Annotated in this window: 25 protein-coding genes and 1 tRNA gene; 13 read left to right on the top strand and 13 right to left on the bottom strand. The window is 65.2% G+C overall.

The genetic code is table 11. The features are described 5' to 3' along the window. The 4 genes from IE224_RS10805 to IE224_RS10790 form a co-directional block, all read right to left on the bottom strand. The coding region (locus IE224_RS10805; protein WP_191310250.1) for a bifunctional DNA primase/polymerase at nt 1-1,524 on the bottom strand (1,524 nt) is incomplete at its 3' end. Continuing rightward, nucleotides 1,521-2,003: a hypothetical protein gene (locus IE224_RS10800; protein ID WP_191310248.1), complete on the bottom strand. Its 483-nt coding sequence runs from the start codon at nt 2,001-2,003 to the stop codon at nt 1,521-1,523. The genes IE224_RS10805 and IE224_RS10800, both read right to left, overlap by 4 nt. Before the next feature lie 101 nt (nt 2,004-2,104). After that, nucleotides 2,105-2,359 carry a helix-turn-helix domain-containing protein gene (locus IE224_RS10795; RefSeq protein WP_191310246.1) on the bottom strand — a complete coding sequence of 85 codons (255 nt, stop codon included), beginning with the start codon at nt 2,357-2,359 and terminating at the stop codon, nt 2,105-2,107. 313 nt (nt 2,360-2,672) lie between these two features. Next, on the bottom strand, nt 2,673-3,941 hold the full coding sequence (locus IE224_RS10790; RefSeq protein ID WP_191310244.1) for a tyrosine-type recombinase/integrase: 1,269 nt from the start codon (nt 3,939-3,941) through the stop codon (nt 2,673-2,675). A 95-nt stretch (nt 3,942-4,036) separates the two neighbouring features. Here IE224_RS10790 and IE224_RS10785 point away from each other — a divergent pair. Then, a tRNA-OTHER gene (locus IE224_RS10785) sits at nt 4,037-4,143 on the top strand. 39 nt (nt 4,144-4,182) lie between these two features. On the opposite strand, the gene IE224_RS10780 is transcribed toward IE224_RS10785, so the two are convergent. Then, a complete protein-coding gene (locus tag IE224_RS10780) occupies nt 4,183-4,929 on the bottom strand; it encodes a TerC family protein (RefSeq protein ID WP_191310242.1) in 747 nt (248 codons plus the stop codon). 109 nt (nt 4,930-5,038) lie between these two features. Continuing rightward, on the bottom strand, nt 5,039-5,974 hold the full coding sequence (locus IE224_RS10775) for a hydrogen peroxide-inducible genes activator (protein WP_191310240.1): 936 nt from the start codon (nt 5,972-5,974) through the stop codon (nt 5,039-5,041). Nucleotides 5,975-6,066: 92 nt separating this feature from the next. Here IE224_RS10775 and IE224_RS10770 point away from each other — a divergent pair, with 92 nt between their 5' ends. Then, entirely contained in the window at nt 6,067-7,548 is a 1,482-nt protein-coding gene (locus tag IE224_RS10770; RefSeq protein WP_191310238.1) for a catalase, read from the top strand. Between the two features lie 152 nt (nt 7,549-7,700). Here the strand turns inward: IE224_RS10770 and IE224_RS10765 are convergent, their stop codons facing one another. Then, nucleotides 7,701-8,852, bottom strand: coding sequence for a DUF6456 domain-containing protein (locus IE224_RS10765; RefSeq protein ID WP_191310236.1), 1,152 nt, complete (start codon nt 8,850-8,852; stop codon nt 7,701-7,703). Nucleotides 8,853-9,073: 221 nt separating this feature from the next. Here IE224_RS10765 and IE224_RS10760 point away from each other — a divergent pair, with 221 nt between their 5' ends. After that, nucleotides 9,074-9,481, top strand: coding sequence for a DUF6477 family protein (locus IE224_RS10760; RefSeq protein WP_191310234.1), 408 nt, complete (start codon nt 9,074-9,076; stop codon nt 9,479-9,481). Here IE224_RS10760 and IE224_RS10755 read toward each other — a convergent pair. Continuing rightward, on the bottom strand, nt 9,444-11,009 hold the full coding sequence (locus IE224_RS10755; protein WP_191310232.1) for a helicase HerA-like domain-containing protein: 1,566 nt from the start codon (nt 11,007-11,009) through the stop codon (nt 9,444-9,446). The genes IE224_RS10760 and IE224_RS10755 overlap by 38 nt on opposite strands. Nucleotides 11,010-11,482: 473 nt before the next feature. Here IE224_RS10755 and IE224_RS10750 point away from each other — a divergent pair, with 473 nt between their 5' ends. After that, nucleotides 11,483-12,298, top strand: coding sequence for an invasion associated locus B family protein (locus IE224_RS10750; RefSeq protein ID WP_191310230.1), 816 nt, complete (start codon nt 11,483-11,485; stop codon nt 12,296-12,298). Nucleotides 12,299-12,352: 54 nt separating this feature from the next. Here IE224_RS10750 and IE224_RS10745 read toward each other — a convergent pair whose 3' ends face one another. From IE224_RS10745 to IE224_RS10730, 4 genes are all read right to left on the bottom strand, one after another. Then, nucleotides 12,353-13,561, bottom strand: coding sequence for a beta-ketoacyl-[acyl-carrier-protein] synthase family protein (locus IE224_RS10745; RefSeq protein WP_167623391.1), 1,209 nt, complete (start codon nt 13,559-13,561; stop codon nt 12,353-12,355). A gap of 74 nt (nt 13,562-13,635) precedes the next feature. Continuing rightward, nucleotides 13,636-13,902, bottom strand: a complete 267-nt coding sequence (locus IE224_RS10740; protein ID WP_167621634.1) for an acyl carrier protein — start codon at nt 13,900-13,902, stop codon at nt 13,636-13,638. Between the two features lie 13 nt (nt 13,903-13,915). Then, nucleotides 13,916-15,016, bottom strand: coding sequence for a UDP-3-O-(3-hydroxymyristoyl)glucosamine N-acyltransferase (gene lpxD / locus IE224_RS10735; protein ID WP_191310228.1), 1,101 nt, complete (start codon nt 15,014-15,016; stop codon nt 13,916-13,918). Nucleotides 15,017-15,056: 40 nt separating this feature from the next. Then, a complete protein-coding gene (locus IE224_RS10730; RefSeq protein ID WP_229849334.1) occupies nt 15,057-16,661 on the bottom strand; it encodes a L,D-transpeptidase family protein in 1,605 nt (534 codons plus the stop codon). Nucleotides 16,662-16,968: 307 nt separating this feature from the next. Here IE224_RS10730 and mepK point away from each other — a divergent pair, with 307 nt between their 5' ends. Continuing rightward, nucleotides 16,969-17,529, top strand: a complete 561-nt coding sequence (gene mepK / locus IE224_RS10725) for a peptidoglycan L,D-endopeptidase MepK (RefSeq protein WP_167621632.1) — start codon at nt 16,969-16,971, stop codon at nt 17,527-17,529. A gap of 180 nt (nt 17,530-17,709) precedes the next feature. Next, a complete protein-coding gene (locus IE224_RS10720) occupies nt 17,710-18,282 on the top strand; it encodes a TetR/AcrR family transcriptional regulator (protein ID WP_167621631.1) in 573 nt (190 codons plus the stop codon). Here IE224_RS10720 and IE224_RS10715 read toward each other — a convergent pair. After that, nucleotides 18,279-18,896, bottom strand: a complete 618-nt coding sequence (locus tag IE224_RS10715) for a TetR family transcriptional regulator C-terminal domain-containing protein (RefSeq protein WP_191310226.1) — start codon at nt 18,894-18,896, stop codon at nt 18,279-18,281. The two genes, IE224_RS10720 and IE224_RS10715, sit on opposite strands and share 4 nt — an antisense overlap. A gap of 209 nt (nt 18,897-19,105) precedes the next feature. Here IE224_RS10715 and IE224_RS10710 point away from each other — a divergent pair, with 209 nt between their 5' ends. From IE224_RS10710 to IE224_RS10680, 7 genes are all read left to right on the top strand, one after another. Beyond that, on the top strand, nt 19,106-20,371 hold the full coding sequence (locus IE224_RS10710; protein WP_191310224.1) for a Zn-dependent hydrolase: 1,266 nt from the start codon (nt 19,106-19,108) through the stop codon (nt 20,369-20,371). 73 nt (nt 20,372-20,444) lie between these two features. Continuing rightward, on the top strand, nt 20,445-21,896 hold the full coding sequence (hydA, locus tag IE224_RS10705; protein ID WP_191310222.1) for a dihydropyrimidinase: 1,452 nt from the start codon (nt 20,445-20,447) through the stop codon (nt 21,894-21,896). Nucleotide 21,897: 1 nt separating this feature from the next. Further along, a complete protein-coding gene (locus IE224_RS10700; protein WP_191310220.1) occupies nt 21,898-22,671 on the top strand; it encodes an ABC transporter ATP-binding protein in 774 nt (257 codons plus the stop codon). Then, complete coding sequence (locus tag IE224_RS10695) at nt 22,664-23,575, top strand: ABC transporter permease (protein WP_191310219.1); 912 nt, start codon at nt 22,664-22,666, stop codon at nt 23,573-23,575. Before IE224_RS10700 ends, IE224_RS10695 begins: the two co-directional genes overlap by 8 nt. Further along, entirely contained in the window at nt 23,572-24,414 is an 843-nt protein-coding gene (locus tag IE224_RS10690) for an ABC transporter permease (RefSeq protein ID WP_191310216.1), read from the top strand. The genes IE224_RS10695 and IE224_RS10690 overlap by 4 nt, the downstream gene beginning before the upstream one ends. A 24-nt stretch (nt 24,415-24,438) precedes the next feature. Then, a complete protein-coding gene (locus tag IE224_RS10685; protein WP_191310214.1) occupies nt 24,439-25,419 on the top strand; it encodes an ABC transporter substrate-binding protein in 981 nt (326 codons plus the stop codon). A 117-nt stretch (nt 25,420-25,536) separates the two neighbouring features. Continuing rightward, nucleotides 25,537-26,139, top strand: a complete 603-nt coding sequence (locus IE224_RS10680) for a YitT family protein (protein WP_191310211.1) — start codon at nt 25,537-25,539, stop codon at nt 26,137-26,139. The last annotated feature ends 34 nt before the right edge of the window (nt 26,140-26,173 follow it).

Here is a 26,173-nt window from a genome sequence, read left to right as displayed (position 1 = left end):
CGAGGTCTTCGGTATCATCATGCGCCGACAGCAGGACATCAACCGCACTCGCATTGCCGCTTGACAAACAGAAGGGCGTCCGCCGTTAAACGATCGCAGCCAGAACGCCCGATCGGCCGCAGCGCCCTTGCCGCCGCTGTATTTATCCATTGCGCCGAAGAAGCCGGACAACTCGTCCTGCAGCATCAGCGCGCCGTCGGGCGAATTCTCAAGCGCGGCCTGCGTGGCCTCGACCGTGGCGTCTTCGATCCGCAGCCGCACCGGGCGGGGCTTTGGCGTCTTGCGCTGTTCTTCCTTGGACAGAGCGTCCCAGAGTTTCATGGCGTTGCGCCATTCCCCAAACTGCCGCGTGTCTATCTGGCGCAGGGGCTCCACCGCGGCGTTCAGGATCGGAGACTTCTTGGCCGAAGGACTGCCGACAAGCGCGGCCCATAGGCGCGGCGCCTCGAACCATCCGTCATCATGCTGCTTCACCTTTGCCTTGATCCGGTCGGGAATAGCGGCTGCGCATGTCACCAGCGCGGCCACGGCAAGCCCCGCCGGGTCGGCCCCCATCTGTTCGCCCTGGATCAGCGCGAAGTCTTCGATCAAGCCTGGCAGCTGGCCCTTGGGCAGTGCCGGCGGGTCGAAGCGGCCCCATAGGTCGACAGGATCGCCCGCGAAGTGCTGTTCCGCCTGTTCCTGGGCGAACTTTTCGAAGGCGCTCTGGATGCTCTTCTCGACGTTCTCGTCCCAGACCGGACAATGGGCGCGGATAAAGCCTTCCACAAACTGCGGCGTGCATCCTTGTGCGGCCATGGTAGCCGCGACGTCTCGTACGTTGCCATGCTTCAAGCCGTCTTCAGCCATTCCTCTAATCTGGACCTCATAGTCTAGGCCTGTCTTCCCTGACGCGCCGGGCTGCGAGCCAAAGGCAGGCGCGGCCGTAACGGTGCTTGTCGGGCGCAATGCCTTTGCTGACGCCTGGCGGCACGCCTGCAGCAGCCAGTCGGGGCAATCGGCGATCGGAAAGTCAGACGGCGAGTTGATCCAGCGGTATGGCCGCAGGGCGCCCGGCTTGATGCTGGGCGGGGCAACAACGAAGCCACCATCGCCGCGCACGTCCACGCCTGGCAGCACAGCGCCTTGGCTGTTGAATATCCGTTCGTCCCTAGGGCATCTGAAATAAAGATGCCGGCCACCTGACGGAGTTTCCGCCGTCACGGTCTCCGGTAGTCCGAACGCATCGGCCATCATGGCGAAGCTGCCCATGCCATCTACGCCATGCCCGTCTGCCGTATCGAGATCGACGACGAAGAACCCGTTGATTGTCCCGGTTGGCAGCCCGATATTGGCGTCCGGCCACCGCGCCCAATCGGCAACGACCTCTTCGGGGTCTTTGGTCGCACCCCAAAGCCGCCCGCCGCTATATTCTGCCTTCTTGTGGCTCTTTTTCTGACCGACCAGCGCCGGAAAGACGTGCCATCCTTTCTGAACCGCCTCCAGAGCGGCAGGCAAGCGCCCCTGTTGTTCCGCGCCTTTCATGGGCGCCGCCTGTCAGCATCGGCATCAGCCACATGCCGCGGGACGTGGGGATGCAGCCCAAGCTGCTCATCGAACAGTTTTAGATAGGCAGCCCGTTCAGCTTCTGCCGCGAGTTCACCTGCCGTAGGCGATGGTCCAATGTAATCCGCGCGAGGGAGACAGCAGACAGGAAATGTGTTGTAGGGGTGCCCATTGCTGTCGACGGCGAAGGCCATTGCATATTGGCCCGTAAGGTCCACTTCGCCCCCAAAGAATGCCGCCGCTTCACCGTGCGATATCTGCATGGCAAAAGGTCGGCCACTATTGAGGATCAGCTTTATCATGCCCCGCTCGACAATCTTAATCGCTTTGGGCGAATTTATGTTCGACCATTCGCCATCATTTTGGCGTGCTTTCATATTGGCGATGAAGCCTTTCGCTAGGTGGCGGGCTTGCGCCTTCCGCGCCTGCCGGCTTGGCTTTGCGTTTTCGTAAGTCATCCTTGCCTCAAGACTTGCAGGCAAGAGCGAGTAGCGCCATATTATCAGCAGACCCGCCGAACGAATGCGCCGCCGCTCCTGGCCCGGAGTGGCGGTTTTCGTTAGGCGGCGCCTTGGATGTTCGCATTGATATAGGCGGCAATATCGCTTGCGCGATAACGCACCATCCGCCCTACTTTGACGAATGGAATACGGCGCTCAACCCATCGGTCGCGTTCCAGCCATTTAGGCGACACGCCAAGAATTGTCGCTGCTGCGTCCGTCGCAAGCAATCGCGGAACGGCAATGCTCTCTTCGATCAGAGATACTGGATTGGTCGCAACAGCATCCAGCTTTGGTGAACAGGCTTTGGGCATTTTCTTTCTCCATCTTGGATGGCGCAGGGCGCCGTAACGTTTCCTTTTGATGGGGTATTTCGGCCCATGCCGCTCTTTCGAGCAGTTAAATCCTGTTCATCCTGTAAGCCTGTTCATCATTCAGGGCGAAAGACAATTTCTTGTCCCCCACTGCGTCATATATACCCGTTGTAAGCTGTCTTGTCTATAGTATTTAACCATAAGTCATTGAATGTGCTGTTGTATGTCATTCTATTAGGCCATAAAGCAGTGCTAAGACATGCAGAAGATTGGATATATCCGAGTTTTTGTATGTCAGTTTAGCGCCGCCCTATCAGGTGCTTTCGGATAGGGCTCCGGCATTCTGCGCTGCGGCTCGCAGCATATGGTTCTCGATCTTTTGCATCGCGTCGCGCAGATCGTCGAACTCTACTTCGACATAATCGGCCGTTACGTCATTGCCGCTGATGTGGTTCGTCAGGCGTTTGACCTTGTAGGTCGAAATATCCAGCTTGCTGGCCACGCTGGCAAAGGTCCGGCGTAGGTCGTGGGCGGTAATGCTGATGCCCGTACGCGCCTCCAGGCGCCGGAACGCGGGCCGTAGATCGGCTGGCATCCGGCCTTTGGCATCACTGAAGACGAACTCGGGACCGGCGCGCTTCTTGCGATCCTGCAGCAGGGCCTTCAGCTGCGCCGGCAAGGGCAGTTCATGGTCCAGCCGGTTCTTTGTGTCGGGAAACGTCACCTTGTCGTGCCGCAGGTCGACAGACGCCCAGCGCAGGGCCGGATAGCCGTCCTTGGCCGATCCGAACAGTTCGCCTGCGCGGGCCCCTGTCAGCAGCAGGAACAGCAGCGCGTCGCGCATCTCCGACCCGAGCGCCAGATCGTCCAGCCCGGTCTTTACTGCCTCCACCCAATCGGGAATGGACCGATCAGGAATGCGGCCCTTGGCCGGCCGCACGTCCGCCCATTGGTTCGTCCGGTTCAGGCGGGTGACTGGGTTCGTCTTGATGATCGGCGCTTCGCCTTCGTCGGCATCGGCGATCAGGTGATTGATGGCCGCTCGGAAATACCGGAACGCCAGATTGGCTTGGGCGGGGCTTTCCTTGGCTAGCGCGGCGTGCCGCTCCTTCACCATGCTTTCGGTGAAGTCGGTGACGGGCCGGTCCAGCCAATCCCCGAACTTACGCTCGATGACGACGCGGATATCGCGCTGGGTGCGTGCCTTCTTCTCTGCGCCCTTGCCCACACCCTTCTTCTTCGGTGCGGCGATATAGGCTTCCATCGCCTGGCGCAGGGTCGTGGCGCGTCTGGCGCGTTCCTTTTTGGCTGCCACCGGGTCAACGCCTTCGGCAAACTCTGCCGCCAGCACTGTGGCCTTCTTGCGCGCAGCTTCTGCGCTCATGTCGTCCGCCCGGCCGATCGTCACGCGCCGGGACGTGGCCCCTACCCTGCGCTGCATCACATAGGCCTTGGCGCCCCCAGGTGAGACACGCAGGCCAAAGCCCCGGATTTCCGTATCCCAGACCAGAACCTGTCTGGCGGCATCCGCCTCGATCGCAGCCACGCTGGCCCTCGTCAGCTTCGTTCTGTTCTCTGCCATCGCGCCCGCCATGTAAGCAATTAGTAAGCACGGTGCGGAGAAATCGCGCGTGCTGGTGGCGGATACTTAGAAGCAAGAACGCTTTATTTACAAGCGCCTTAGTGCTTACTGGCGCTCATGGGGCGACATTAGAAACGTGCTGAAACGGATTCAAAATCCGCCGCCGCAAGGCATGTCGGTTCGAGTCCGACCTCGGGTACCAGCCTTTCCTGACATGATCCCCAAGGACGATGGCCAGCCCCTAGCGGGGACTGGCCTTTTCGCGGACGCGGGCGTTGCGGGCCCACATGTTCAGCCCCTCGACAATGGCCGAGAAGGCCATGGCGGCATAGATATAGCCCTTCGGGACATGGACGCCAAAGCCTTCCGCGATCAGCGTGGTGCCGATCAGCAGCAGGAAGGACAGCGCAAGCATCACGATCGTGGGGTTCTTGCCGATGAACTCGGCCAGCGGGTTGGCGGCAAGAAGCATCACGGTGACGGCCGTCACCACGGCGACCACCATGATCTCGACATGGGGGGTCATGCCGACCGCCGTGATGATGCTGTCGATCGAGAAGACCAGGTCCAGCATCAGGATCTGCGCGATCGCGCTGCCGAAGGTGATGCCGGCCTTGCCGATCATCGTGTCCTCGTGATCGACGGGATCGACGTGGTGGTGAATTTCCTTCGTGGCCTTCCAGACCAGGAACAGGCCGCCGACGATCAGGATGATGTCCTTCCAGGAAAACTCGTTGCCCCAGACGGCGAATACGGGCTGGGTCAACTGCACGATCCAGGCAATCGTCGCCAGAAGGCCAAGCCGCATGATCAGCGCCAGGCCGATGCCGATCTTGCGGGCGCGTTCGCGCTGATCCTCGGGCAGCTTGTTCGACAGGATCGAGATGAACAGAAGGTTGTCGATGCCAAGCACGACCTCCATCACGACAAGGGTGCCAAGCGCGACCCAGGCCTCGGGTTGCTGCATAAGGGCCAGAATGTCCTGCATGAAGTTTTCTTCCTGATGTGATGGCGTTGCCTAGCAAGGCGGCTGCGGCACCTTGGGTTCCGCGCCGTCCCCCTTTGTCGCCGCACCTGCCGCAATGCCGCGACACCTGTCAAGCCGCGGGAGGATGGGGAAAAGCCGGCGAGGCGGGCATGAGGGCGCGCCCCGCCGTCCGCATCGATTCGGCCAGTTCGTCGAACCAGCCGCCGGCCGGGGTCGTGGCGCGCCGCAACAGCAGGATGTCGCGGCACGGCTGCGGGTCGGGAAACTCGACCACGGACAAGCCGGGCGCTGCCGCGCATTCCTGCCTTGCGGCAAGCTGCGGCAGGAAGGTCAGCCCCATGCCCTGCGCGGCCAGCCTGCACAGCGTCGACAACGAGGCCGCGCCCAGGTCAAGCCGGGCGGTGCGGCGGCCCAGGCCGCAGACCTCGAGCGCCTGGTCCCCCAGGCAATGACCCTCATCCAGCAAAAGCAGGTGGCCGGGATCGAGGTCGCGCGGTTCGGGCCGGGCCGTGCCAAGGCCCGCGATGCGGTCCCTGCTTCCGGCCAGCAGGAAATGATCCCTGAACAGCAGCTCTGCTACCAGCCCGTCGGTATCCGGCGGGGTGGCGACGACTGCCGCGTCCAGCCGCCCCTGGGACAGTTCGTCGATCAGCCGGTCGGTCTGCGCCTCTCGCAGGTGCAGGTCGCGGCTGAGATCGCGTGCCCGCAGGATCGGCAAGGCCTCGGGCAGCAGATAAGGCGCGACTGTGGGAATCATCCCCAGCATCAGCCGCCCCCCCTGCCCCGGCTGCCGCATCGCCTGCTCCAGCCCCGCCATCGAGGTCATGACCTGCCGGGCATGGGCTTCCATGGCGCGGCCTTGCGGGGTCAGGACAACGCCTTGGGGCGTCCGTTCCACAAGGGGGCTGCCCACCTCGATCTCGAGCGCGCGGATCTGCATCGACAAGGCAGGCTGGGTGACATGCGCGGCCTCGGCGGCGCGGGTGAAATGGCCTTCCCGCGCCAAGGCCAGGAAATAGCGCAACTGGCGAAGGGTTATGTTCATCAGGAATCCTTATCGCCGCGATCTGAATATCCAATTTCCGTTTATCCAGTTCCGGTGTCAGATACAACAAAAGCTAAGTGAAGGACTGCCAGATGACTCAGGATCCCACCCGCCCGCGCATGACCACGACGGCAGGCGCGCCCATCGCCTCGAACCAGCATACCGAGACTGCGGGCGATCGCGGTCCGGTGCTGATGCAGGACTATCAGCTTCTGGAAAAGCTGGCCCATCAGAACCGCGAGCGAATCCCGGAACGCGTGGTCCACGCCAAGGGCTGGGGCGCCTTCGGCAGCTTCACCGTGACCCATGACATCACGCAATACAGCTGCGCCTCGATCTTCGGACAGGTGGGCAAGACCACGCCGATGCTGGCGCGATTCTCGACCGTTGCGGGTGAGATGGGCGCGGCCGACCACGAACGCGACGTGCGGGGCTTCGCGCTGAAGTTCTATACCGACGAGGGCAACTGGGATCTGGTGGGCAACAACACCCCCGTCTTCTTCGTCCGCGATCCACTGAAGTTCCCTGACTTCATCCATACGCAGAAGCGCCATCCGCGCACCAACCTGCGCAGCCCGACCGCGATGTGGGATTTCTGGGGCCAGGTTCCTGAAGCGCTGCACCAGGTGACGATCCTGATGTCGGATCGCGGCCTGCCGCAGGACCCGACCTTCATGGACGGTTTCGGCAGCCACACCTATTCCTTCTGGAACAAGTACGGCGAGCGTTTCTGGGTCAAGTTCCACTTCAAGACCCAGCAGGGCCACCGCTTCTACACCAACGGCGAGGCCGCCGAGATCATCGGCCACACCCGTGAGGGCTATCAAGAGGCGCTGTTCGGCAAGATCGAGCGGGGCGAGTTCCCCCGCTGGACGATGTATGTCCAGATCATGCCGGAACTGGATGCGGAAAAGACCCCTTACGATCCTTTCGACCTGACCAAGGTCTGGCCGCATGGGGATTATCCGCTGATCGAGGTCGGCCAGTTCGAGCTGAACCGCAATGCCGACAACTATTTCGCGCAGATCGAACAGGCGGCCTTCAGCCCGTCGAACAAGGTGCGCGGCATCGGCTACAGCCCCGACAAGATGCTGCAGGCCCGGGTCTTCAGCTATGCCGACGCGCATCGCTATCGCCTTGGCACACATTACGAACATCTGCCGGTAAACGCACCGAAATGCCCCGTCCATCATTATCACAAGGACGGGCAGATGAACTTCTTCGGTCAGGTGACCGGCAGCACGGATGCCTATTACGAACCCAACAGCCGCGGCGGCGCGACCGAGGATCCGTCCTTTGCCGAACCCCCGCTGCGCCTGCAGGGCGTGGCCGCGCGCCAGCCGCATCGCCAGCTGATCGACGATTACGAACAGCCCCGCGCGCTGCATGACCGCGTCCTGAACGACGAGGAACGGGCGCGGCTTTACAAGAACATCGCCGCGGCGATGGAAGGCGCGGACGAGGATGTGCTGGACCGCGTGCTGGTTCATTTCGACCGGATCAGCCCGGCCTATGGCGCAGGCATCCGGGCGGCTCGGGCAGAAAAGGCCGATCAGTCGATCGCGGCCGAATAGCAGGGTTCTGCCAAGGGATCCACGACTTTGCTTGTGACCCTTTTAACGAGTCCCCCTGTTATCCGGGTAACCAGTGATTTGTTAACCGTATTAACCAGTTGGTTGTTGCGGACAGGGGCGCCCAGGCGGCGCCCCTTCTTGCATTCTGCCCCTCAGCCGATCAGCCGCGACCCGCTGCCATAGGTTTCCTGATAATGCCGTTCCAGCCGCATCAGGGCCAGGCGCAGCACGATCTTGCCCGACCGGGCCGACCAGCCCAGGCGACGCTCGGTCAATTCGATCCCTTCCAGGAAGCAGCAGACGCGCAGGACGATGTCGCCCATTCCCGGCCCCAGGTCGCGCAGCGCCATCGCCACCCGATCACGCGCGGATTCGGACCCTCCACGATATCCGCCGCCGCTGCGGCTGACATCGATTCCCGACGTCATGAAGCCTGTCCAGTTCTGCGTCACGCGCGGTCCCATCTGCGCCAGTTCGAAATCCTCGCGCAGGCGTTCGCCCGCGGCCACCATGCCGGAGGAAAGAAAGGGCTTGCCCGCGCCGTCCCGCCTGCGCGCCAGCAGCAGCAGGGGGCTTTCCGCAATGTTCACCCTGGTCCGGCGGCGGCGGCCGTCCTCGGGGTCCTGAATCACGCGCTTTTCCCAGACGCGGTGGCGGTCGGCGTGATCGAAACCGGCGGCTGCCTCGGCCATGCCGGGCGCAGTGTCGGGGGCTGTGTCGGGGGCAACGGGACTGGCTTCGGTGAAGTCGGCCGGTCCCGGCACGGCCTTGCGCTGGCGGGGCGATTGCAGCATCGCCCGCAGCGCGTCGCGGCCCGCAGGCGCAATGGCATAACGCTGCATCCGCCCCGGCGCGGCAGAGGGCACGACCCAGCCCTTCAGCGCCATCACCTCGGCTGTCCATCGGTCCAGGACGGCGGTCCTGATGTCGTCGCGGCTGACGATGGCCTTGTCCATCCCGTCGGCAGTGACCAGCACCGCCCCCGGTTCGGCAAGCCGCCGCAGGATCCGCAGGACCTGGCGGTCGTCCAACTGGCGCGGCCGTTCCGCAGCCTCGGTCAGGGCGCCATCGACAAGGGGGTCGTCGCGCCGCGCCTCGAACCGGCGGATGCGGCGCAGGATGGTCGAGGCGTGACATCCCTCGGACCGCGCAAGGGCGCGGATCGACTGGCCTTCCTCGACATGGCGAAGGTAAAGGCGGGCGTCATCGGGAAGCTCGCTGGCGGGCAGGCTGGCGGTCCCGGTCGGCGAACGGTGCTCCGCAGCAAGAGGATCGATGGCGAAATCACCGGTCAAAAGCGTCATGTCTTGTCCCTTGTCATCCTAGGCAGCAGGGGGGCGGAACTGAACTACCTTGGGTTGCGTTAAACGTGGTTAATGAGCGGCTGACACCAGCAGCTAGCCGCAACATTCCCTAACAAATCCTAAAGATACGTTGCCTCAGCGAACGCTGCGATAAACGCAACGGCAACACCCGTTAAGGTTGTGTGAAGCTGGTCTCACCAACTTGAATGGGACAGTTCAAAATGAGCTACATGCCGAATGTGATCGCCTTCCGCCCCCGGTCCGCCACGGAATCGCTGCGCCGTCCCCGCATCCTGATCCGCGCCGCGCGCGAAGGTCAGTCGGGCTGGCGCCGGGACCGCGACCTCAGGCGCCTGTTGCGGCTTGACCATACGCCCGCGCCGGGCGCCGCCCTGCCCCGCCTGCGCGCCGAGGAAGCCTTGCAGAATGATGCTCGGCTGCAACGGGCTGCCGATTACGACATGCACCGCCATGTCCTGCTGATGATCGCCATCCTGGCCGAGATGCGGGCGGCGGTCGCGAACGCCCCCGTTCCCGTGCGGGCGGGGGCGCGCATCGGCGCCGCGATGCTGGCGCAGGTGGGACTGGCGATCAGCGCCCCCGGAACAGCGAGCCCAGCACACCCCTGACGATCGCCTGGCCGGATTTCGTGCCAAGCTGCCGGGCGAGGCTTTTGCCGAAAGCCTCGACCATCGTGTCGCTGCGGGATGACCGGCCGCGCTCGGGCCGCGCCTCGTCCCGCGGCTGGTATCGGCGGGCGTTGCGGTATTCGTCGCGCGTCATGTCGAACAGGTCGTCGGTGTCCTTGGCCCTGGCCGTCGCCTTCGCCTTCGCCGCCTCTTCTGCACGGCGGGACAGCAGTTCATGGGCCGACTCGCGGTCCATGCTGCGGCCATATTTCAGCGCCATGGGTGACGCGTTCATCACCTGCGCGCGCTCGGCATCGCTTGCGGGTCCGATGAGGCTGAAGGGCGGGCGGATCAGCGTGCGCTGCACCATGCCCGGCACGCCCTTGGCTTCCAGAAGCGAGGTCACGGCCTCGCCCGTGCCGACATGCTGGATCGCCTCGGCAGTGTCGAAATCGGGATTGGCGCGATAGTTGTCGGCCGCCATCCGCAGCGCCTTCTGGTCCTTGGCAGTGAAGGCGCGCAGCGCGTGCTGGATGCGGTTGCCAAGCTGGCCCAGGACGCCTTCGGGAATGTCGGCCGGGTTCTGGCTGATGAACCAGAGGCTGACCCCCTTGGACCGGATCAGCCGCGCGACCTGTTCCACCTTCTCGACCAATGCCTTTGGCGCGCCGTCGAACAGCAGATGCGCCTCGTCGAAGAAGAAGGCGACGCGCGGGCGGTCGGGGTCGCCCACCTCGGGCAGTTGCTCGAACAGTTCGGACAGCAGCCACAGAAGAAAGGTCGCGTAGAGCCGGGGCGATTGCATCAGCTTGTCGGCCGCCAGGATGTTGATCATCCCCCTGCCCGAAGCGTCTTGCCGGATGATGTCCGACAGTTCCAACGCCGGTTCGCCGAACAGGCTGTCGCCGCCCTGGTTTTCCAGCACCAGCAGCGCCCGCTGGATCGCGCCCACGCTGGCCGCGCTGACATTTCCGTAGCGCAGCGACAGATCGGCCGCATTCTGGCCCACCCAGACCAGCATCGCCTGCAGATCCTTCAGATCCAGCAGGGCAAGGCCTTCTTCGTCCGCGACCCGGAAGGCGATGTTCATCACCCCTTCCTGCGCATCTGTCAGGTCCAGCAGCCGCGACAGCAACAGCGGCCCCATCTCGGCCGGGGTCGTGCGGACCGGATGGCCCTTCTGGCCCCAGACGTCCCAGAAGGTGACCGGGAAGGCCTGGTAGTCCAGCGAAAGGCCGATCTGCCCTGCCCGCTCGGAGAACGGCTTGTGCAGCGGCCCCTCGGCCCCGCCCGGCTGCGACAGGCCCGCAAGATCGCCCTTCACATCGGCCAGGAAGACCGGCACCCCGGCCAGCGACAGGCTTTCCGCCAGGGTCTGCAAGGTGACCGTCTTGCCGGTTCCGGTGGCACCGGCGATCAGGCCGTGCCGGTTGGCGTATTTCAGAAGCAGCGATTGCGGGCTGCCATAGGCGGGACCGCCGCCGCCCAGGAAGATCGTGTTCGCCCCGTTGTCCACAACGCCCGCCATGCCGCCCCCTGCCCCTGTTGCGCGCCGACCCGTTGCGGCGTCCGCACCAACAATACAATGTTAAGTCCTTCATGCCAGTATGGGATTTGTTCGGCATCATGGTCGTCGATGCGCGAACCTTCCTCCCTGTTGAAACTGCCGCGCCTTCGGGCGCGGTTCTTTTTTGTGACAAGCCTATCCCTCTGGACAGTTGACGGATCACGGGGCCGCAACTAGCGTGCGGATCAATGATGACCGGCCAGTCCGGCAGGGAGAGGTTCGCCGTTCGGCGTCGGGGTCGTGGTTCGTTCCACGACCCTTTGAAATTCCCGCCCCCCGTGTGACACAGGCGTTTCAACCCTGCGACAGGCAGAAGCCCGCCTGTCGCATCCGGGGTCAAGCCATGGTGAACGCAGCCTTTCCGATGCGGCCTGACAAACGAAATCGGACATGCTACGCCCGCTCAACGCATTGAGCAAAGGGACGAAACAACCATGCCAATCAAACCCTCGCAGGCCCTTCTGGCGGCGCTTGCCCTTATCGCGGTCCCGGCCTTCGCGCAGGACAGCACGCCCCCCGCGACCGAAGCACCGGCTGAGGCACCGGCAGCAGCACCGGCAGCGGAAGCACCCGCCGCCGAAACTCCGGCGGCCCCGGCAGCGGATGGGGCGCCCGCCGGCGCGCCTGCCGCCCCCGCCGAGGGTGCAGCCGCTGGCGCTGCGCCTGCCGCTGGCGCAGCCCCTGCCGCTGGCGCAGCCCCTGCCGCCAATGGCGAACCGCAGGTCGGGCAGTATTACGTCAAGGAAACCCATCAGGACTGGACCACCCGCTGCCTCAGGGCCGACCAGGGCAAGGATCCGTGCGAGCTGTACCAGCTGCTCGAGGACAGCGAAGGCAATTCGGTGGCCGAGATGACGCTGATCCCGCTGCGCAACAGCGAGGAGATCGCCGCGGGGGCGACGCTGGTGGCGCCGCTGGAAACCGACCTGGTGCAGGGCCTGGGTTTCGCCGTGGGAACCGCCGAGCCGCGCGGCTATCCCTTCAACTTCTGCGCGCCGGTGGGCTGCGTATCCCGCATGGGCTTCACTCAGGCGGAACTGGACGGGCTGAAGCGCGGCGCAAACGCGACCGTGACGCTGCTGCCCTTTGGCGGCGACCGCGAAAACCCCGTGCGCCTGACGCTGTCGCTGGCGGGCTTCACCGCCGCCTTTGACGCCCTGACCGCCTATGCCGCGGAACCCGCGCCAGCAGCGGAGGCGCCCGCCGATGCACCGGCTGCAGAGGCCCCTGCCGAGGCGCCGGCGAACTGATCCTTCGACCACGATCATGAACCGCGCCCCCTTCGGGCGCGGTTTTTCCATGCGTCACACGCGCCGCAGCGCGATCACGGCGTTCAGCCCGCCAAAGGCGAAGGCATTGGACAGCACTGCATCGACCCGCGCATCGCGTGCCTCGTTCGGCACCACGTCCAGGGCGCATTCCGGATCCGCTTCCTGATAGCCGATCGTCGGCGCGATCACCCCGTCGCGCAGCGCCATGATGCAGGCAAGCAGTTCCACCGCGCCGGTGCCGCCGATGATGTGGCCGTGCATCGCCTTGGTCGACGACATCATCAGCCGGTCGGCGTGGTGCCCGAAGGCATGGGCAACGGCGGCGCATTCGGTCTTGTCGTTGGCCGCCGTGCCGGTGCCGTGGGCGTTGATATAGCCCACGTCCTCGGGGTTCAGGCCGGCATCCTGCAAGGTCGCGGTGATCGCGCGTTCGGCCCCCTGGGCCGAGGGCATGACGATGTCCTGCGCGTCCGAGGACATGGCAAAGCCCACCACCTCGGCCAGGATGTCGGCACCGCGGGCATGGGCGTGTTCGTAATCCTCGAAGACGAAGACGCCCGCGCCCTCGCCCTGGACCATGCCGTTGCGGTTGGCCGAGAACGGGCGGCAGGCGTCCTTGGACATGACGCGCAAGCCTTCCCAGGCCTTGACGCCGCCAAAGCACAGCATCGCCTCGGACCCGCCGGTCAGCATGACCTGCGCGCCGCCCGACCGGATCATCTGGAAGGCCAGGCCCATCGCGTGGTTGGAACTGGCGCAGGCGGTGGCAACCGTGAAGGCAGGGCCGCGCAGCCCAAACTCCATGCTGACATGGCTGGCGGCGGCATTGTTCATCAGCTTCGGCACGACGAAGGGATGAACGCGGTTCTTCCCTTCCTCGTAGACGGTGCGGTAATTCTCGTCCCAGGTGTTCAGCCCGCCACCCGCCGTGCCCAGCACGACCCCCGACCGCAGGCCAAGCGCGCCCTGGAAATCCAGCCCCGCCTGCGCGACGGCCTGCTTGGCGGCCAGCAGCGCGAACTGGGTGAACTTGTCGTAAAGCAGGATTTGCTGGCGGTTGAAGTAATCTTCGGCCTGCCATGGATGGACCTGCGCGCCGATCTGGATCGACAGCCGCTCGACATCGCGGAACTCCAGCGGGCCGATCCCGCAGCGGCCCTCGCGAAAGGCGGCAAGGGTCGTGGGCACGTCATGGCCCAGGGCGTTGATGGTGCCTGCCCCGGTGATGACGACCCGCCGCAGCCCGTCCGGTCGGGTGGGACTGGGGCGCGACACTGCGGCGGGGACGTCCGCCTTCTTTCCCGTCTTCTTCGGACTCATGCGGCCTTCTGCGCCACCAGCCGTTCGACCGCGGCCATGATCGTGCCCATGTTCGAGATGTCGAAGTCGGACTTGTCCGGTTCATTGGCGTTGAACGGGATCGAGATGTCGAATTCCTCCTCGATGGCGAAGATCGATTCGACCAGGCCAAGGCTGTCGATGCCCAGGTCCTGCGGGGTGGAATGGTCGGTGATCTGGTCGGGTTCCAGCATGGCCTGTTCGGCGATGATGGCCCGGATGCGGTTCCTGATCTGGTCGGTCATGAAGCCTCCTGCCTTAGCCCTTGTCCAACAATCGTGTAACGGTTTCCTGAAGCCGCGCCAGTTGCTCGGCATGGCGCGGCAGGCGGCGGACGGCCTTCTGGATTTCCATCTGGGTTTCCATCTTGACCGCCGGGTTGCCCAGGACCACGCGGCCCGCCGGAACGCGGGTGAAGATCTTGCTTGCCCCGCCCGCGATCACGTCGTCGCCCACGTCGATATTGTCGTTCACGCCGACCTTGCCGGCCAGAACGACGCGGTTGCCGATCCGCGCCGACCCCGCGACGCCCACCTGCGAACACAGCAGGCAATCGTCGCCCACGGTGACGTTGTGGCCCAGCATCACAAGGTTGTCGATCTTGGTGCCGTTGCCGACGCGGGTTGCGCGGATCGTGCCGCGGTCGATGGTGGCATTGGCGCCGATTTCCACGTCATCGCCGATCTCGACCCCGCCCAGGGAATGAATGCGGGTCCAGTGCTGCTGCTTGATCCCCGCGCGCGTGCCCAGGGTGCGGCGGATCTCCTCGATCCCCGATTCCTCGGGAGTAACGAAGGAAAAGCCGTCGCCGCCGATGACCGCGTTCGACTGCACGACCAGCCGGTCGCCCGCGGTCACGCCATGCGCGATCCGCACGCCCGCGTTCAACAGCACGTCGTTCCCCAAGCGCGATCCGCGACCGATCGAAACATGTGGGCCGATCCGGGCGCCGCGGCCGATCCGCACATCCGCGCCGATCACCACGAAAGGCCCGATCGCGGCACCCTCCCCGATCTGCGCCGAGAGATCGATGACCGCTGTCGGATGGATGCCGGGGGCGATGTCGGGACCCGGATCGAAGGCGCGCGTCAGGCCCGCCATCAGCAGGCGCGGGCGCGGCGCGAAGATCGCGGCCTTCAAGCCATAGGCCTCGGGGTCCATGCCCTCGGCCAGGATCGCGATGCTGCCGGGCTTCAGCGCATCCGCATATTTCGGCGCCATGGCCATGGCGATGACCCCGCCCTCGGGACCGACCGGGCCGGTGGCCTGGGGTTCGGACGCGCCCGTGACGGGCAGGTCCAGATCCCCCCAGGCCTTCGCCTCGAGCGCCTGCGCCAATTGTCCGATGGTGATAGCCATGATCGCCCCCTTGTCGGAGAGGGGCTTAGACTTTTCGAGCCTATGAATCCAGCCCGGCCTTCTGGATCGCGTCATACAAGGGCGCGTCGCGGCCATAGACATCCTCGAACCGGCGGATGGTGCCATCGGCATCGGGAAAGGCCGTGAAATAGACCAGGTGAACCGGAACCGCCGGCGTCAGCTTCAGCCAGACCTCGTCCTCGCGGGACAGGGCGCGCTGGAACATGGCCTGCGGATCAGGGGTCTGCCGGGACAGCAGCGCATGGGCCAGATCGAACGGATCGCCGATGCGGATGCAGCCGTGGGAATAGGCGCGCGACGCCCGCTGGAACAGGTGCTTCGTCGGCGTGTCGTGCAGATAGATGTTCCAGGGGTTCGGGAAGATGAACTTCACCAGCCCCAAGGCATTGTCGTCACTGGGTTTCTGCCGCATCCGATAGGGGAAGTTCGCTGCCGTGTAGCGCCCGAAGTCGATCCGGTCGCGGGCGACCACCCGGCCGTTGCCGTCCACCACGTCCAGGTGGGACACGGCGTTGCGGTTGGCCTGCAGCTTGGGCAGGTATTCCTTGACCGTGATCGACCGGGGCACGTTCCACCGCGGGTTCACCACCACATGTTCCATCTGGTCCGAGAATTCGGGCGTCTGGCGATCGTGGTCGGTGCTGCCGACAACGGTGCGGGTGCGGAAGGTCTCGGCCCCGTTCTCCATGATGCGGGCGGTGTACTCGGGGATGTTCACCCAGACGTGACGGCTGTCCAGATCCTCGGACCCCATCCACCGCATCCGTTCAAGCGCCACGACGATCGCGCGATTGCGCCCGTCCTGCGGCACATCGCCGTTCAGATGCGCGATTGTCTTGGGCCCCGCCACCCCGTCCGAGGGAAGGCCCACCGCCGCCTGGTAGCGCGCCACCGCATCGGCCAAGGCGGCGTCGTAGACCTGCGGATCGCCGGCCGGCGCGGCAAAGCCCGCAGCCTCCAGCCGCGCGCGGATGGGGACAACGCCCGCACCGCGGGCGCCCGGCCGCCACAGCGCCTCGGGGGCGCGGGGCAGATCGGCGGGGATGGCCAGGGCCTGGCCGCCGGTCAGGGCCCGTTGCAAGGCAAGATAGGCCGGATGGCGCGGTTGCAGGTCCAGCAGGAACTGGCGCGGGTCGGGGGATTGAACAAAGTCCCGGATCAGCCGGTCGATGGGCGGGCGCTTCACCTCTCGCTTGATCAGGGGGTCGACGGAACCGGGACGAATCATCCCGCCCGTCATGTCGCGCATGTACCGGACAAGGACACGCGCCTGCGCGACCTCGGACCTCGCATCCGCGGCATCGGCGGGTCGCGTATCCAGGGCATAGCGGCTTGCGGGAATGCCGTGCTGGGGCGCGGTGGCCGTGGCGTCGACCAAGGCGCTGCGCAATTTCACGGCATTCTCGCCGGTGAAGATCGGCCGCAAGCCGTTCGCCCCGTAATAGGCTGCAAGCTCGGGCAGGCCGGCTGCGGCTTCTGCCAGGGCCAACTCCTCGGGGCTGAAATCCAGCCGTGGTGCCACGGCAACACCCAAGGCCGGGGCCAGTCCAAGCCGAGGCTGCGCAACCGCCGATTGTCCGCCCAAGATCAACGTAATAGCCGCGATGACTGTCCAGCCGCGCATTCCAGTTCCTTCCAACGTCTGCGCCGGATTCTGCCAGTTTGCCGGGTCCGGCACCAGCAATTGCAGGCAGGGAAACGGGCACCTGGGCCGGATGGTTGCAGCCGCGCCACAGCCACGAGACCGATCGGCCACAGCGACTAAGTATCGGCAGAATTTCGCCTAATTTCCGCCGATACTGGGCTGGGCGGCAGGAATCTCTTTCCCGACCGCACGGCCTTTTGACATATTGTTAGGCAACCGGGGATAACCTCGGTGGCGTCGCACGGGATGCGGCGGAAAAAAGACGAAGCGGGACAGGCGATCTGACATGACATTCGACCTTCTTTCACGTCGCGGCATCCTGGGTGTGTTCGCGGCTACAACCGTGGCGGCAGCACCCGTAATGGGCAACGCCTTCGGACTGTTGCGCGGCGCGGGCGACATGCGCCGCATCCGCATGTATTCGGGCCGCACCGGCGAAAGCCTGGACACGGTCTATTGGGTGGATGGCAAGTACATCCGCGAAGCCCTGAACGAGATCAACATCTTCATGCGCGACTGGCGCTCGGGCGAGGCGATCGGGATCGACCCGCGCACGGTTGACGTGGCCGCTGCCTCGCACCGGCTGCTGCAGACCAATGAACCCTACATGATGCTGTCGGGCTATCGCTCGCCGCGCACAAACGCGATGCTGCGCCGCAGTTCCGGCGGGGTAGCGCGCAACTCGCTGCACATGGTGGGCAAGGCGGCAGACCTGCGGCTGAAGTCGCGCTCGGTGGGCCAGATGTACAATGCCGCGATGTCCTGCCGTGCAGGCGGCGTCGGCAAGTATTCCCGGTCGAACTTCGTCCACATGGATTGCGGGCCGATCCGCACCTGGGGCGCCTGACGCGCCCTGCGCCGCTTTCAGACCGCTTGCCTGCAACGTCGCTCGCCCTGGCGCGCGGCGTTTTTTCATGGGCCACTGTTTCGAATCAGGCGGATGGGCAATGCGCCTTGACGGCGACGCATGATTGCTGACACCCTTTCGTGACAATAAACGACAATCAGAAAGCGCAAGATGCCGCAGATGACGCGCCGTTACCGGACCGCGAAGAAGATCCAGGCGACGGCAATCCAGCTGGCGGTCCGCGATGGCCTGCCCAATGTCACGACCGAGGCGATCGCCAAGGAAGCGGGGATCAGCACGCGCACCTTCTTCAACTATTACCCCTACAAGGAAGCCGCGATGATGGGGCCCGCCCCCGATTATCCGGCCGACGCGGCCGAGGAATTCGTGACCGGCCGCGGCACTCTGATCGAGGATCTGGACCGTCTGATCACCGCCCATCTGGCCCGGTTCCTGGACGAACGCGAGCTGTTGGGGCACATCCTGCACCTGTCCACGCAGGACCCCAAGCTGGGCGCGTTGCGCAACTCGACCATCCTGTCGCGGCGGGCGCAGATGCGCGAATTGCTGCGCCGCCGCTGTCCCGACACGAAGCCCGCGCAGATCGAGATCCTGGCCGCCGCCATCGTCGCCGCGACGAATGCCGCAACCAAGGACTGGGCCAGCGGCGAGGTCGAGGATTTCATCGCCGCCGCACGCGAGAACCTTGCCCTGATCCAGTCGGCGGCGGGGATGCTGACCGAACCCTGCTAGACGCTCAGCATCTTGCGGTAAAGGTTGTCCAGGAAAGGCCCCGCCTCGGCAAGGGGGTCATGGCTTGGCCCAAGGACAGCCCGAACCTGTACGTCGAAATCGGCATAATGCTGGGTCAGCGCCCAGATGGAAAAGATCAGGTGGCGCGGCTCGACCGGGGCCAGGCGGCCTTCGTCCATCCAGCCCTGCAGGATGGCCGCCGCCCCGTCCACCACCTCGCGCAAGCCGCCGCCCAGGATCTCGGTCAGGTGGGGCGCGCCTTGCAGGATCTCGTGGGCGAAAAGCCTGCTTTCGCGCGGAAAGCGGCGCGACATCTCCAGCTTGGCCTGGACATAGGCCAGCACCTCGGCCAGGGGCTCGCCCCGCGGGTTGATGCGCAACATCGGCGCAAGCCACATGTCCAGAAGGGTCGTCAGCAGCGTCCGGTGGATCTCGTCCTTGGAGGCGAAGTAGTAAAGGACGTTGGGCTTCGACAGTCCAGCTGCCTCGGCGATCTGGTCGATGGTGGCGCCCCGGAAGCCATTGGCCGAAAAGACCGTCAGCGCGCCCTTCAGGATCAGCTCGCGGTTCTTCTGCTGGATGCGGGACAAGGGCGGTTCGGTGTGATCTGCCATTCCAGCCTCGGTCCGATGGTGCAATTTCGGGCAGCGCCCCGGCGGTTCCGCGAACAGGCGTCTGAACGCTTGACTGAACCATGCCCCGTGGTAGCGTGATCCTGACCATTTGGTCAATAATGGAAGGGTTTTAGGCCTTTTCCCACAGGGCCAGACCCATCAAGCCGACCTCGCGCCAGAACGGGGCGGCCCGACAGGAAGGACGACAGATGACCGACGCCAGCGGGCTGGTTCCGGCTGCCAACATGAAGATCGACGGCGAAAGGCTGTGGGACAGCCTGATGCAAATGGCCCTTGTCGGGCCGGGCATCGCCGGCGGCAACAACCGCCAGACCCTGACGGATGCCGACGCCGAGGGCCGCGCCCTGTTCCGCCGGTGGTGCGAGGATGCGGGCATGACCATGGGCCTCGACCGCATGGGCAACATGTTCATGCGCCACGAAGGGGCCGAGCCGGAGCTTGATCCGGTCTATATCGGCAGCCATCTGGACACCCAGCCGACGGGCGGCAGGTTCGACGGCGTGCTGGGCGTGCTGGCGGGGCTGGAGGTGATCCGGTCCATCCGCGACATGGGCATCATGACGCGCCGCCCCATCGTGGTGACCAACTGGACGAACGAGGAAGGTGCCCGCTTTGCCCCCGCCATGCTGGCGTCCGGCGTCTTTGCGGGCGTGTTGACCGAGGATTACGCCAACAGCCGCACCGACGCCGAGGGCAAGCTGTTCGGCGACGAACTGGACCGCATCGGCTGGCGGGGGGACGAGGTTCCGGGGGAACGCCGCATCCATGCGATGTTCGAATACCATATCGAACAGGGCCCGATCCTGGAGGCTGAGGGCAAGCAGATCGGCGTGGTGACGCATGGCCAGGGCCTGTGGTGGCTGCAAGTCACGTTGACCGGCAAGGATGCCCATACCGGATCGACGCCGATGTCAATGCGAGTGAACGCGGGCCTTGGCATGGCGCGCATCATCGAGGCCGTGCATCGCATCGCGATGGACCACCAGCCCGATGCCGTGGGCGCCGTGGGACAGGCCAATGTCTGGCCCAACAGCCGCAACGTGATTCCCGGCCGCGCGGTCTTCACCGTCGATTTCCGCTCGCCCGACCTCGACAAGCTGAACGCGATGCGCGCCCGGCTGGAAGAGGAGGCACCGCAGATCGCCGCCCAACTGGGCCTGGGGATCGAGATCGAGCCGGTCGGTCACTTCGACCCGGTGACCTTCGATCCGGCCCTTGTCGGCAAGGTCCGCGATGCCGCCGAACGGCTGGGCTACAGCCACATGAACATCGTCTCGGGCGCGGGCCACGACGCGTGCTGGATCGCGAAGGTGGCGCCCACGGTGATGATCATGTGCCCCTGCGTGGACGGGCTGTCCCATAACGAGGCCGAGGAGATCACGCCGGAATGGGCAAGCGCCGGGGCGGATGTGCTGCTGCACGCGGTGCTGGATGCGGCAGAGGTTGTCCGCTGACGCAGACGAAGCCAGGGGCTTTGCGCCCCCGGACCCCCGCAGGATATTTTCGTGAAGAAGAAGGAGCCAGTCGATGAGCACGGTTATTCGCGGGGGAACGGTCGTCACGGCTGATCTCAGCTACAAGGCCGATGTGCTGGTCGAGGGGGGCCGGATCGCGGCCATCGGCCAAGGGCTGACGGGTGACAAGGTGTTGGATGCCACCGGTTGCTATGTCATGCCCGGCGGGATCGACCCGCATACGCATCTCGAGATGCCCTTCATGGGCACCTATTCCGCCGATGACTTCGACAGCGGCACGCGGGCGGCGCTGGCGGGCGGAACGACGATGGTGGTGGATTTCGCCCTGCCCTCGCCCGGCCAGGGGCTGCTGGACGCGCTGCAGATGTGGGACAACAAGTCGGGCCGCGCGCATTGCGATTACAGCTTCCACATGGCGGTGACCTGGTGGGACCAGCAGGTGTTTGACGAGATGCAGGCGGTGGTGGATCGCGGCATCACCAGCTTCAAGCATTTCATGGCCTACAAGGGCGCGCTGATGGTGAACGACGACGAGTTGTTCGCCAGTTTCCGCCGGGTCGGCGATCTGGGCGGCATCGCGATGGTTCATGCCGAGAACGGCGACGTGGTGGCCGAGCTTTCGGCCAGGCTGCTTGCCGAGGGCAATACCGGCCCCGAGGCCCACGCCTATTCCCGCCCCCCGCAGGTCGAAGGCGAGGCCACCAACCGCGCCATCATGGTGGCCGACATGGCGGGCGTGCCGCTGTATGTGGTCCACGTGTCCTGCGAGGACAGCCATGAGGCAATCCGCCGCGCCCGCGCCCAGGGCAAGCGCGTCTGGGGCGAGCCGCTGATCCAGCACCTGACGCTGGACGAAGGCGAATATTTCAACGCGGACTGGGATCATGCGGCGCGTCGCGTCATGTCGCCGCCCTTCCGCAACAAGCTGCACCAGGACAGCCTGTGGGCGGGGCTGCAATCGGGGTCTCTGTCGGTCGTGGCGACGGATCATTGCGCCTTCACCACGGCGCAGAAGCGGACCGGCATCGGCGACTTCACCAAGATACCGAACGGCACAGGGGGGCTTGAGGATCGGATGCCGATGCTGTGGACCCATGGGGTCGGCACGGGCCGCCTGACGCCGAACGAGTTCGTGGCCGTCACCTCGACTAACATCGCCAAGATCCTGGGGATGTATCCCCGCAAGGGCGCGGTCCTGGTCGGCAGCGACGCCGACCTGGTAGTCTGGGACCCCGAGGCCGAGAAGACCATCGCGGCGGACAGCCAGCAGTCGGCCATCGACTATAACGTCTTCGAGGGGCAGCGCGTGAAGGGCCTGCCGCGTTATGTCCTGACGCGCGGGCATGTGGCGGTGGACAGCGGCACGCTGACCAGCCGCGAAGGCCATGGCGAGTTCGTGCCCCGAGAGCCGCGCGGCACCGTGAACCGCGCGCTGTCGGCCTGGAAGGAACTGACCGCCCCGCGCCCGGTGGAACGGTCGGGCATCCCGGCAAGCGGGGTGTGACTTGACCGTCATCCAGGCCCGCGACGTTTCCCTGACCTTCCAGACCGCCGACGGGCCGGTCCATGCGCTGAAGGACGTCAGCCTGACCATTGAGCGGGGCGATTTCGTCAGCTTCATCGGCCCGTCGGGCTGCGGCAAGACGACCTTCCTGCGCGCCATCGCCGCGCTTGAGACGCCGACCGCAGGCAAGCTGGAGGTGGCGGACATGACGCCGGATCAGGCGCGGCGGCAGCGGGCCTATGGCTATGTCTTCCAGGCGCCGGGGCTCTATCCCTGGCGGACCATCGCCGGAAACATCAGCCTGCCGCTGGAGATCATGGGCTTTGCAAGGGCGGACCGACTACAACGGATCGCCCGCGTGCTGGACCTGGTGGACCTGGCGGGCTTCGGCGGCAAGTATCCCTGGCAGCTGTCGGGCGGGATGCAGCAGCGCGCCTCGATCGCCCGCGCCCTGGCCTTCGACGCCGACATCCTGCTGATGGACGAGCCTTTCGGCGCCCTGGACGAGATCGTGCGCGACCGCCTGAACGAGGCGCTGCTGGACCTGTGGAAGAAGACCGGCAAGACCATCGGCTTCGTCACCCATTCCATCCCCGAGGCGGTGTATCTCTCCACAAAAATCGTGGTCATGTCGCCGCGTCCGGGGCGGATCACGCGGGTGATCGACAGCCCCCTGCCCCGCGACCGCCCGCTGGAGATCCGCGACACGCCCGAGTTCATCGCCTTGGCGCAACAGGTCCGCGATGGCCTGCGCGAGGGGCACAGCTATGACTGAGGCCACAGCCTCGCCGGGGTCCACTGTCCTGGGCCGCGGGCTTGGGCGCGCCTTGCCCATCCTGACGGTGCTGCTGGCGATCATCGCGATTTGGTATCTGGCCGCCATCTGGATGAACGCCACATGGGTCCGGGACCAGGCGGTGCGGGCCGACACGGTGCTGACCACAGGCGACCTGATCCGCCAGACGCTGACCCTGGAACGTCCGGTCCTGCCTGCGCCACATCAGGTAGCGGCAGGCTTGTGGGAAGGCATTGCAGGCCAGAAGATCACCTCGAAGCGCAGCCTGGTCTGGCATGGCTGGGTCACGCTGTCGGCGACGCTGGCGGGCTTTGCCATCGGCACGGCGGCGGGGGTCCTGCTGGCGGTAGGCATCGTCCACAACCGCGCGATGGACCAGTCGGTGATGCCCTGGGCCGTCGCCAGCCAGACGGTGCCGATCCTGGCCATCGCACCAATGGTGATCGTGGTCTTTGCCAGCATGGGCGTGACCGGGCTTCTGCCCAAGGCAATGATCGCAGCCTGGCTGTCCTTCTTTCCGGTGCTAGTCGGCATGGTCAAGGGTTTGCGCACGCCCGACGCGATGCAGCTTGACCTGATGCATAGTTGGAACGCATCGCGCGTCCAGCAGTTCTGGCGCCTGCGGCTGCCCAGCTCGCTGCCCTACCTGTTCGCCAGCCTCAAGGTCGCCATTGCCGCAGCCCTCGTCGGCACGATCGTCGGAGAGCTTCCTGCCGGCGCGACCTCGGGTCTGGGGGCGCGGCTGCTCTCGGGCAGCTATTACGGGCAGACGGTGCAGATCTGGGCTGCGCTGTTCGCCGCGGCGATCCTGGCCGCCGTGCTGGTCATGCTGATCGGCGCGCTGGAACGGCTGACCCTGCGGCGCATGGGGCTTGCACGATGAGCGCGCTGCCCGTCATCGCGGTCTGGATTGGGGCAATCGGCCTCAACACCTGGCTGTCGCGCTTCGACAGCCGCGCGACCCGGCTGGCGGTGGCGCTGATCTTCGGCGCCACGATCCTGATCCTGTGGGAAATGGCGGTCCGCATCTATGCCGTCCCGCCCGTGATCCTGCCCGCGCCCAGCCAGATCGGCGCCAGCTTCGCCGCGAACACCGCGATCCTCTGGAGCGATTTCGTGCAGACCATCGTGAAAGGGGCGCTGACCGGCTGGCTAATCGGCGCAGGTGCCGCCATCGCGACCGCCATCGCCATCGACCGCAGCCCCTTCCTGCAACGCGGGCTGCTGCCCATCGGCAATTTCGTCGCCGCCCTGCCCATCGTCGGCATCGCGCCGATCCTGGTGATGTGGTTCGGCTTCGACTGGCAGTCGAAGGCCGCCGTGGTCGTGGTGATGGTGTTCTTCCCGATCCTGGTGAACATGGTGGCGGGCCTTGCGGCGACCGAACCGATGCAGCGTGACCTGATGGCGACTTGGGCCGCGCCCTACGGGGCCAGCCTGTGGAAGCTGCGCCTGCCCGCCGCCATGCCCTTCCTGTTCAACGGGCTGAAGATTACCACCACCCTGGCCTTGATCGGCGCCATCGTGGCCGAGTTCTTCGGCAGTCCGACCAAGGGCATGGGCTTTCGCATCTCGACCGCAGTGGGGCGGCTGGATCTGCCGCTGGTCTGGGCGGAAATCCTTGTGGCGGCCATCGCGGGATCGCTGTTCTATGGCATCGTGGCGCTGATCGAAAAGAAGGTGACGTTCTGGCACCCGTCGCAGCGTCCTCAACGGGGTTGAAGACCCCAACACAGGAGAGGGAAGATGAAGACATTGATGCTGGGCGCCGGACTTGCCCTGGCGGCGGGCGGCGCGGGCGCGCAGGAACTGACCCTGCAATTGAAATGGGTCACGCAGGCGCAGTTCGCGGGCTACTACGTCGCCAAGGACAAGGGCTTCTATGAAGAGGAGGGCCTGGACGTCACCATCCTGCCCGGCGGTCCGGATATCGCGCCGACCCAGGTGCTTGCAGGGGGCGGCGCGGATGTGATCGTCGAATGGATGCCTGCCGCCCTTGCCGCCCGCGAAAAGGGCCTGCCGCTGGTCAATATCGCCCAGCCCTTCAAGGCGTCCGGGATGATGCTGACCTGCCTCAAGGAAAGCGGCATCACCGATCCCAAGACCGACTTCAAGGGCAAGACCCTGGGCGTCTGGTTTTCTGGCAACGAATATCCCTTCCTGTCCTGGATGAGCCAGCTTGGCCTGTCGACCGAAGGCGGCCCGGATGGCGTGACGGTCCTGAAGCAGGGCTTCAACGTCGATCCGCTGCTGCAAAAGCAGGCCGCCTGCATCAGCACCATGACCTATAACGAATACGGCCAGGTCCTGGACGCCGGCATCGCGCCCGAGGATCTGGTGACCTTCAAATACGAGGACCAGGGCGTCGCCACGCTGGAGGATGGCCTCTATGTCCTGGAAAGCACGTTGGAAGACGACGCCAAGGTCACCGACCTGGTGAAATTCGTTCGCGCCAGCATGAAGGGCTGGAAATACGCCGAGGAAAATCCCGAGGAAGCTGCCCAGATCGTTCTGGACAACGACGAGACCGGCGCCCAGACCCTGGACCATCAGGTCCGCATGGTCACCGAGATCGGCAAGCTGACCGCAGGCAGCGACGGCACCCTGGACGAGGCTGATTATCAGCGCACCGTGGACACGCTGATGGCCGGGGGTTCCGATCCGGTGATCTCGAAGGCGCCGGAAGGTGCGTTCAACCACATCATCACAGACCGCGCCTTCGACTGATCAATCTTCTGTGCCGAAATATCCTTCGGGGGAATCCCGGAACGGGATGGGGGGCAGACTGCCCCCCTTCTTCGTCACCCCTTGCGGCACAGCGTCCCGCAGGCGATAGCACCACGGATGAGCACGCCGACCGCCAGACACAGCACCCTCGACGACACGCAAGGCATCGCCTTCGGCAGCTTCATGGCGGCCGTCAGCGTGGTGCTGCTGACGCATCTGGGCTTTGTCACGGGGCAGACGGCGGGGCTGGCGATCCTTATATCCTATGCCACCGGCTGGTCCTTCGGACCGGTGTTCTTTGCCGTGAACCTGCCCTTCTACTGGCTGGGATGGAAGCGCTTCGGCCCGACCTTTGTCGCCAAAAGCTTCATGGCCGTGGCCCTCGTCTCGGCGCTGGCGGTGGTCCTGCCGGCCCATCTGCATTTCGGCCAGATCCATCCCGCCGTGGGTGCAGTCCTCGCCGGCTGCCTGACGGGGGCCGGGATGATCGCGCTGTTCCGTCACGGCGCATCGCTGGGCGGCATCGGGATCGTCGGCCTTTATGTCCAGGACGCAACCGGTTTCCGTGCGGGCTGGGTGCAACTGGCCTTTGACGCGGTGCTGTTCGCGGTCGCCCTGGCCCTGCGCGATCCCGCAACCGTGGGGTGGAGCTTCCTCGGCGCGTTGATCCTGAACCTGACCATCGCGCTCAACCACCGCAGGGACCGCTATATCGCCTGAGGGAAAAGGGGCGGTCGCCCGCCCCTTCCCGGCC

Origin of the sequence: Paracoccus aerius (assembly GCF_014656455.1) — a bacterium.
GTDB classification, from domain to species: domain Bacteria; phylum Pseudomonadota; class Alphaproteobacteria; order Rhodobacterales; family Rhodobacteraceae; genus Paracoccus; species Paracoccus aerius.
This window is presented reverse-complemented; position numbering and strand designations above follow the sequence as displayed.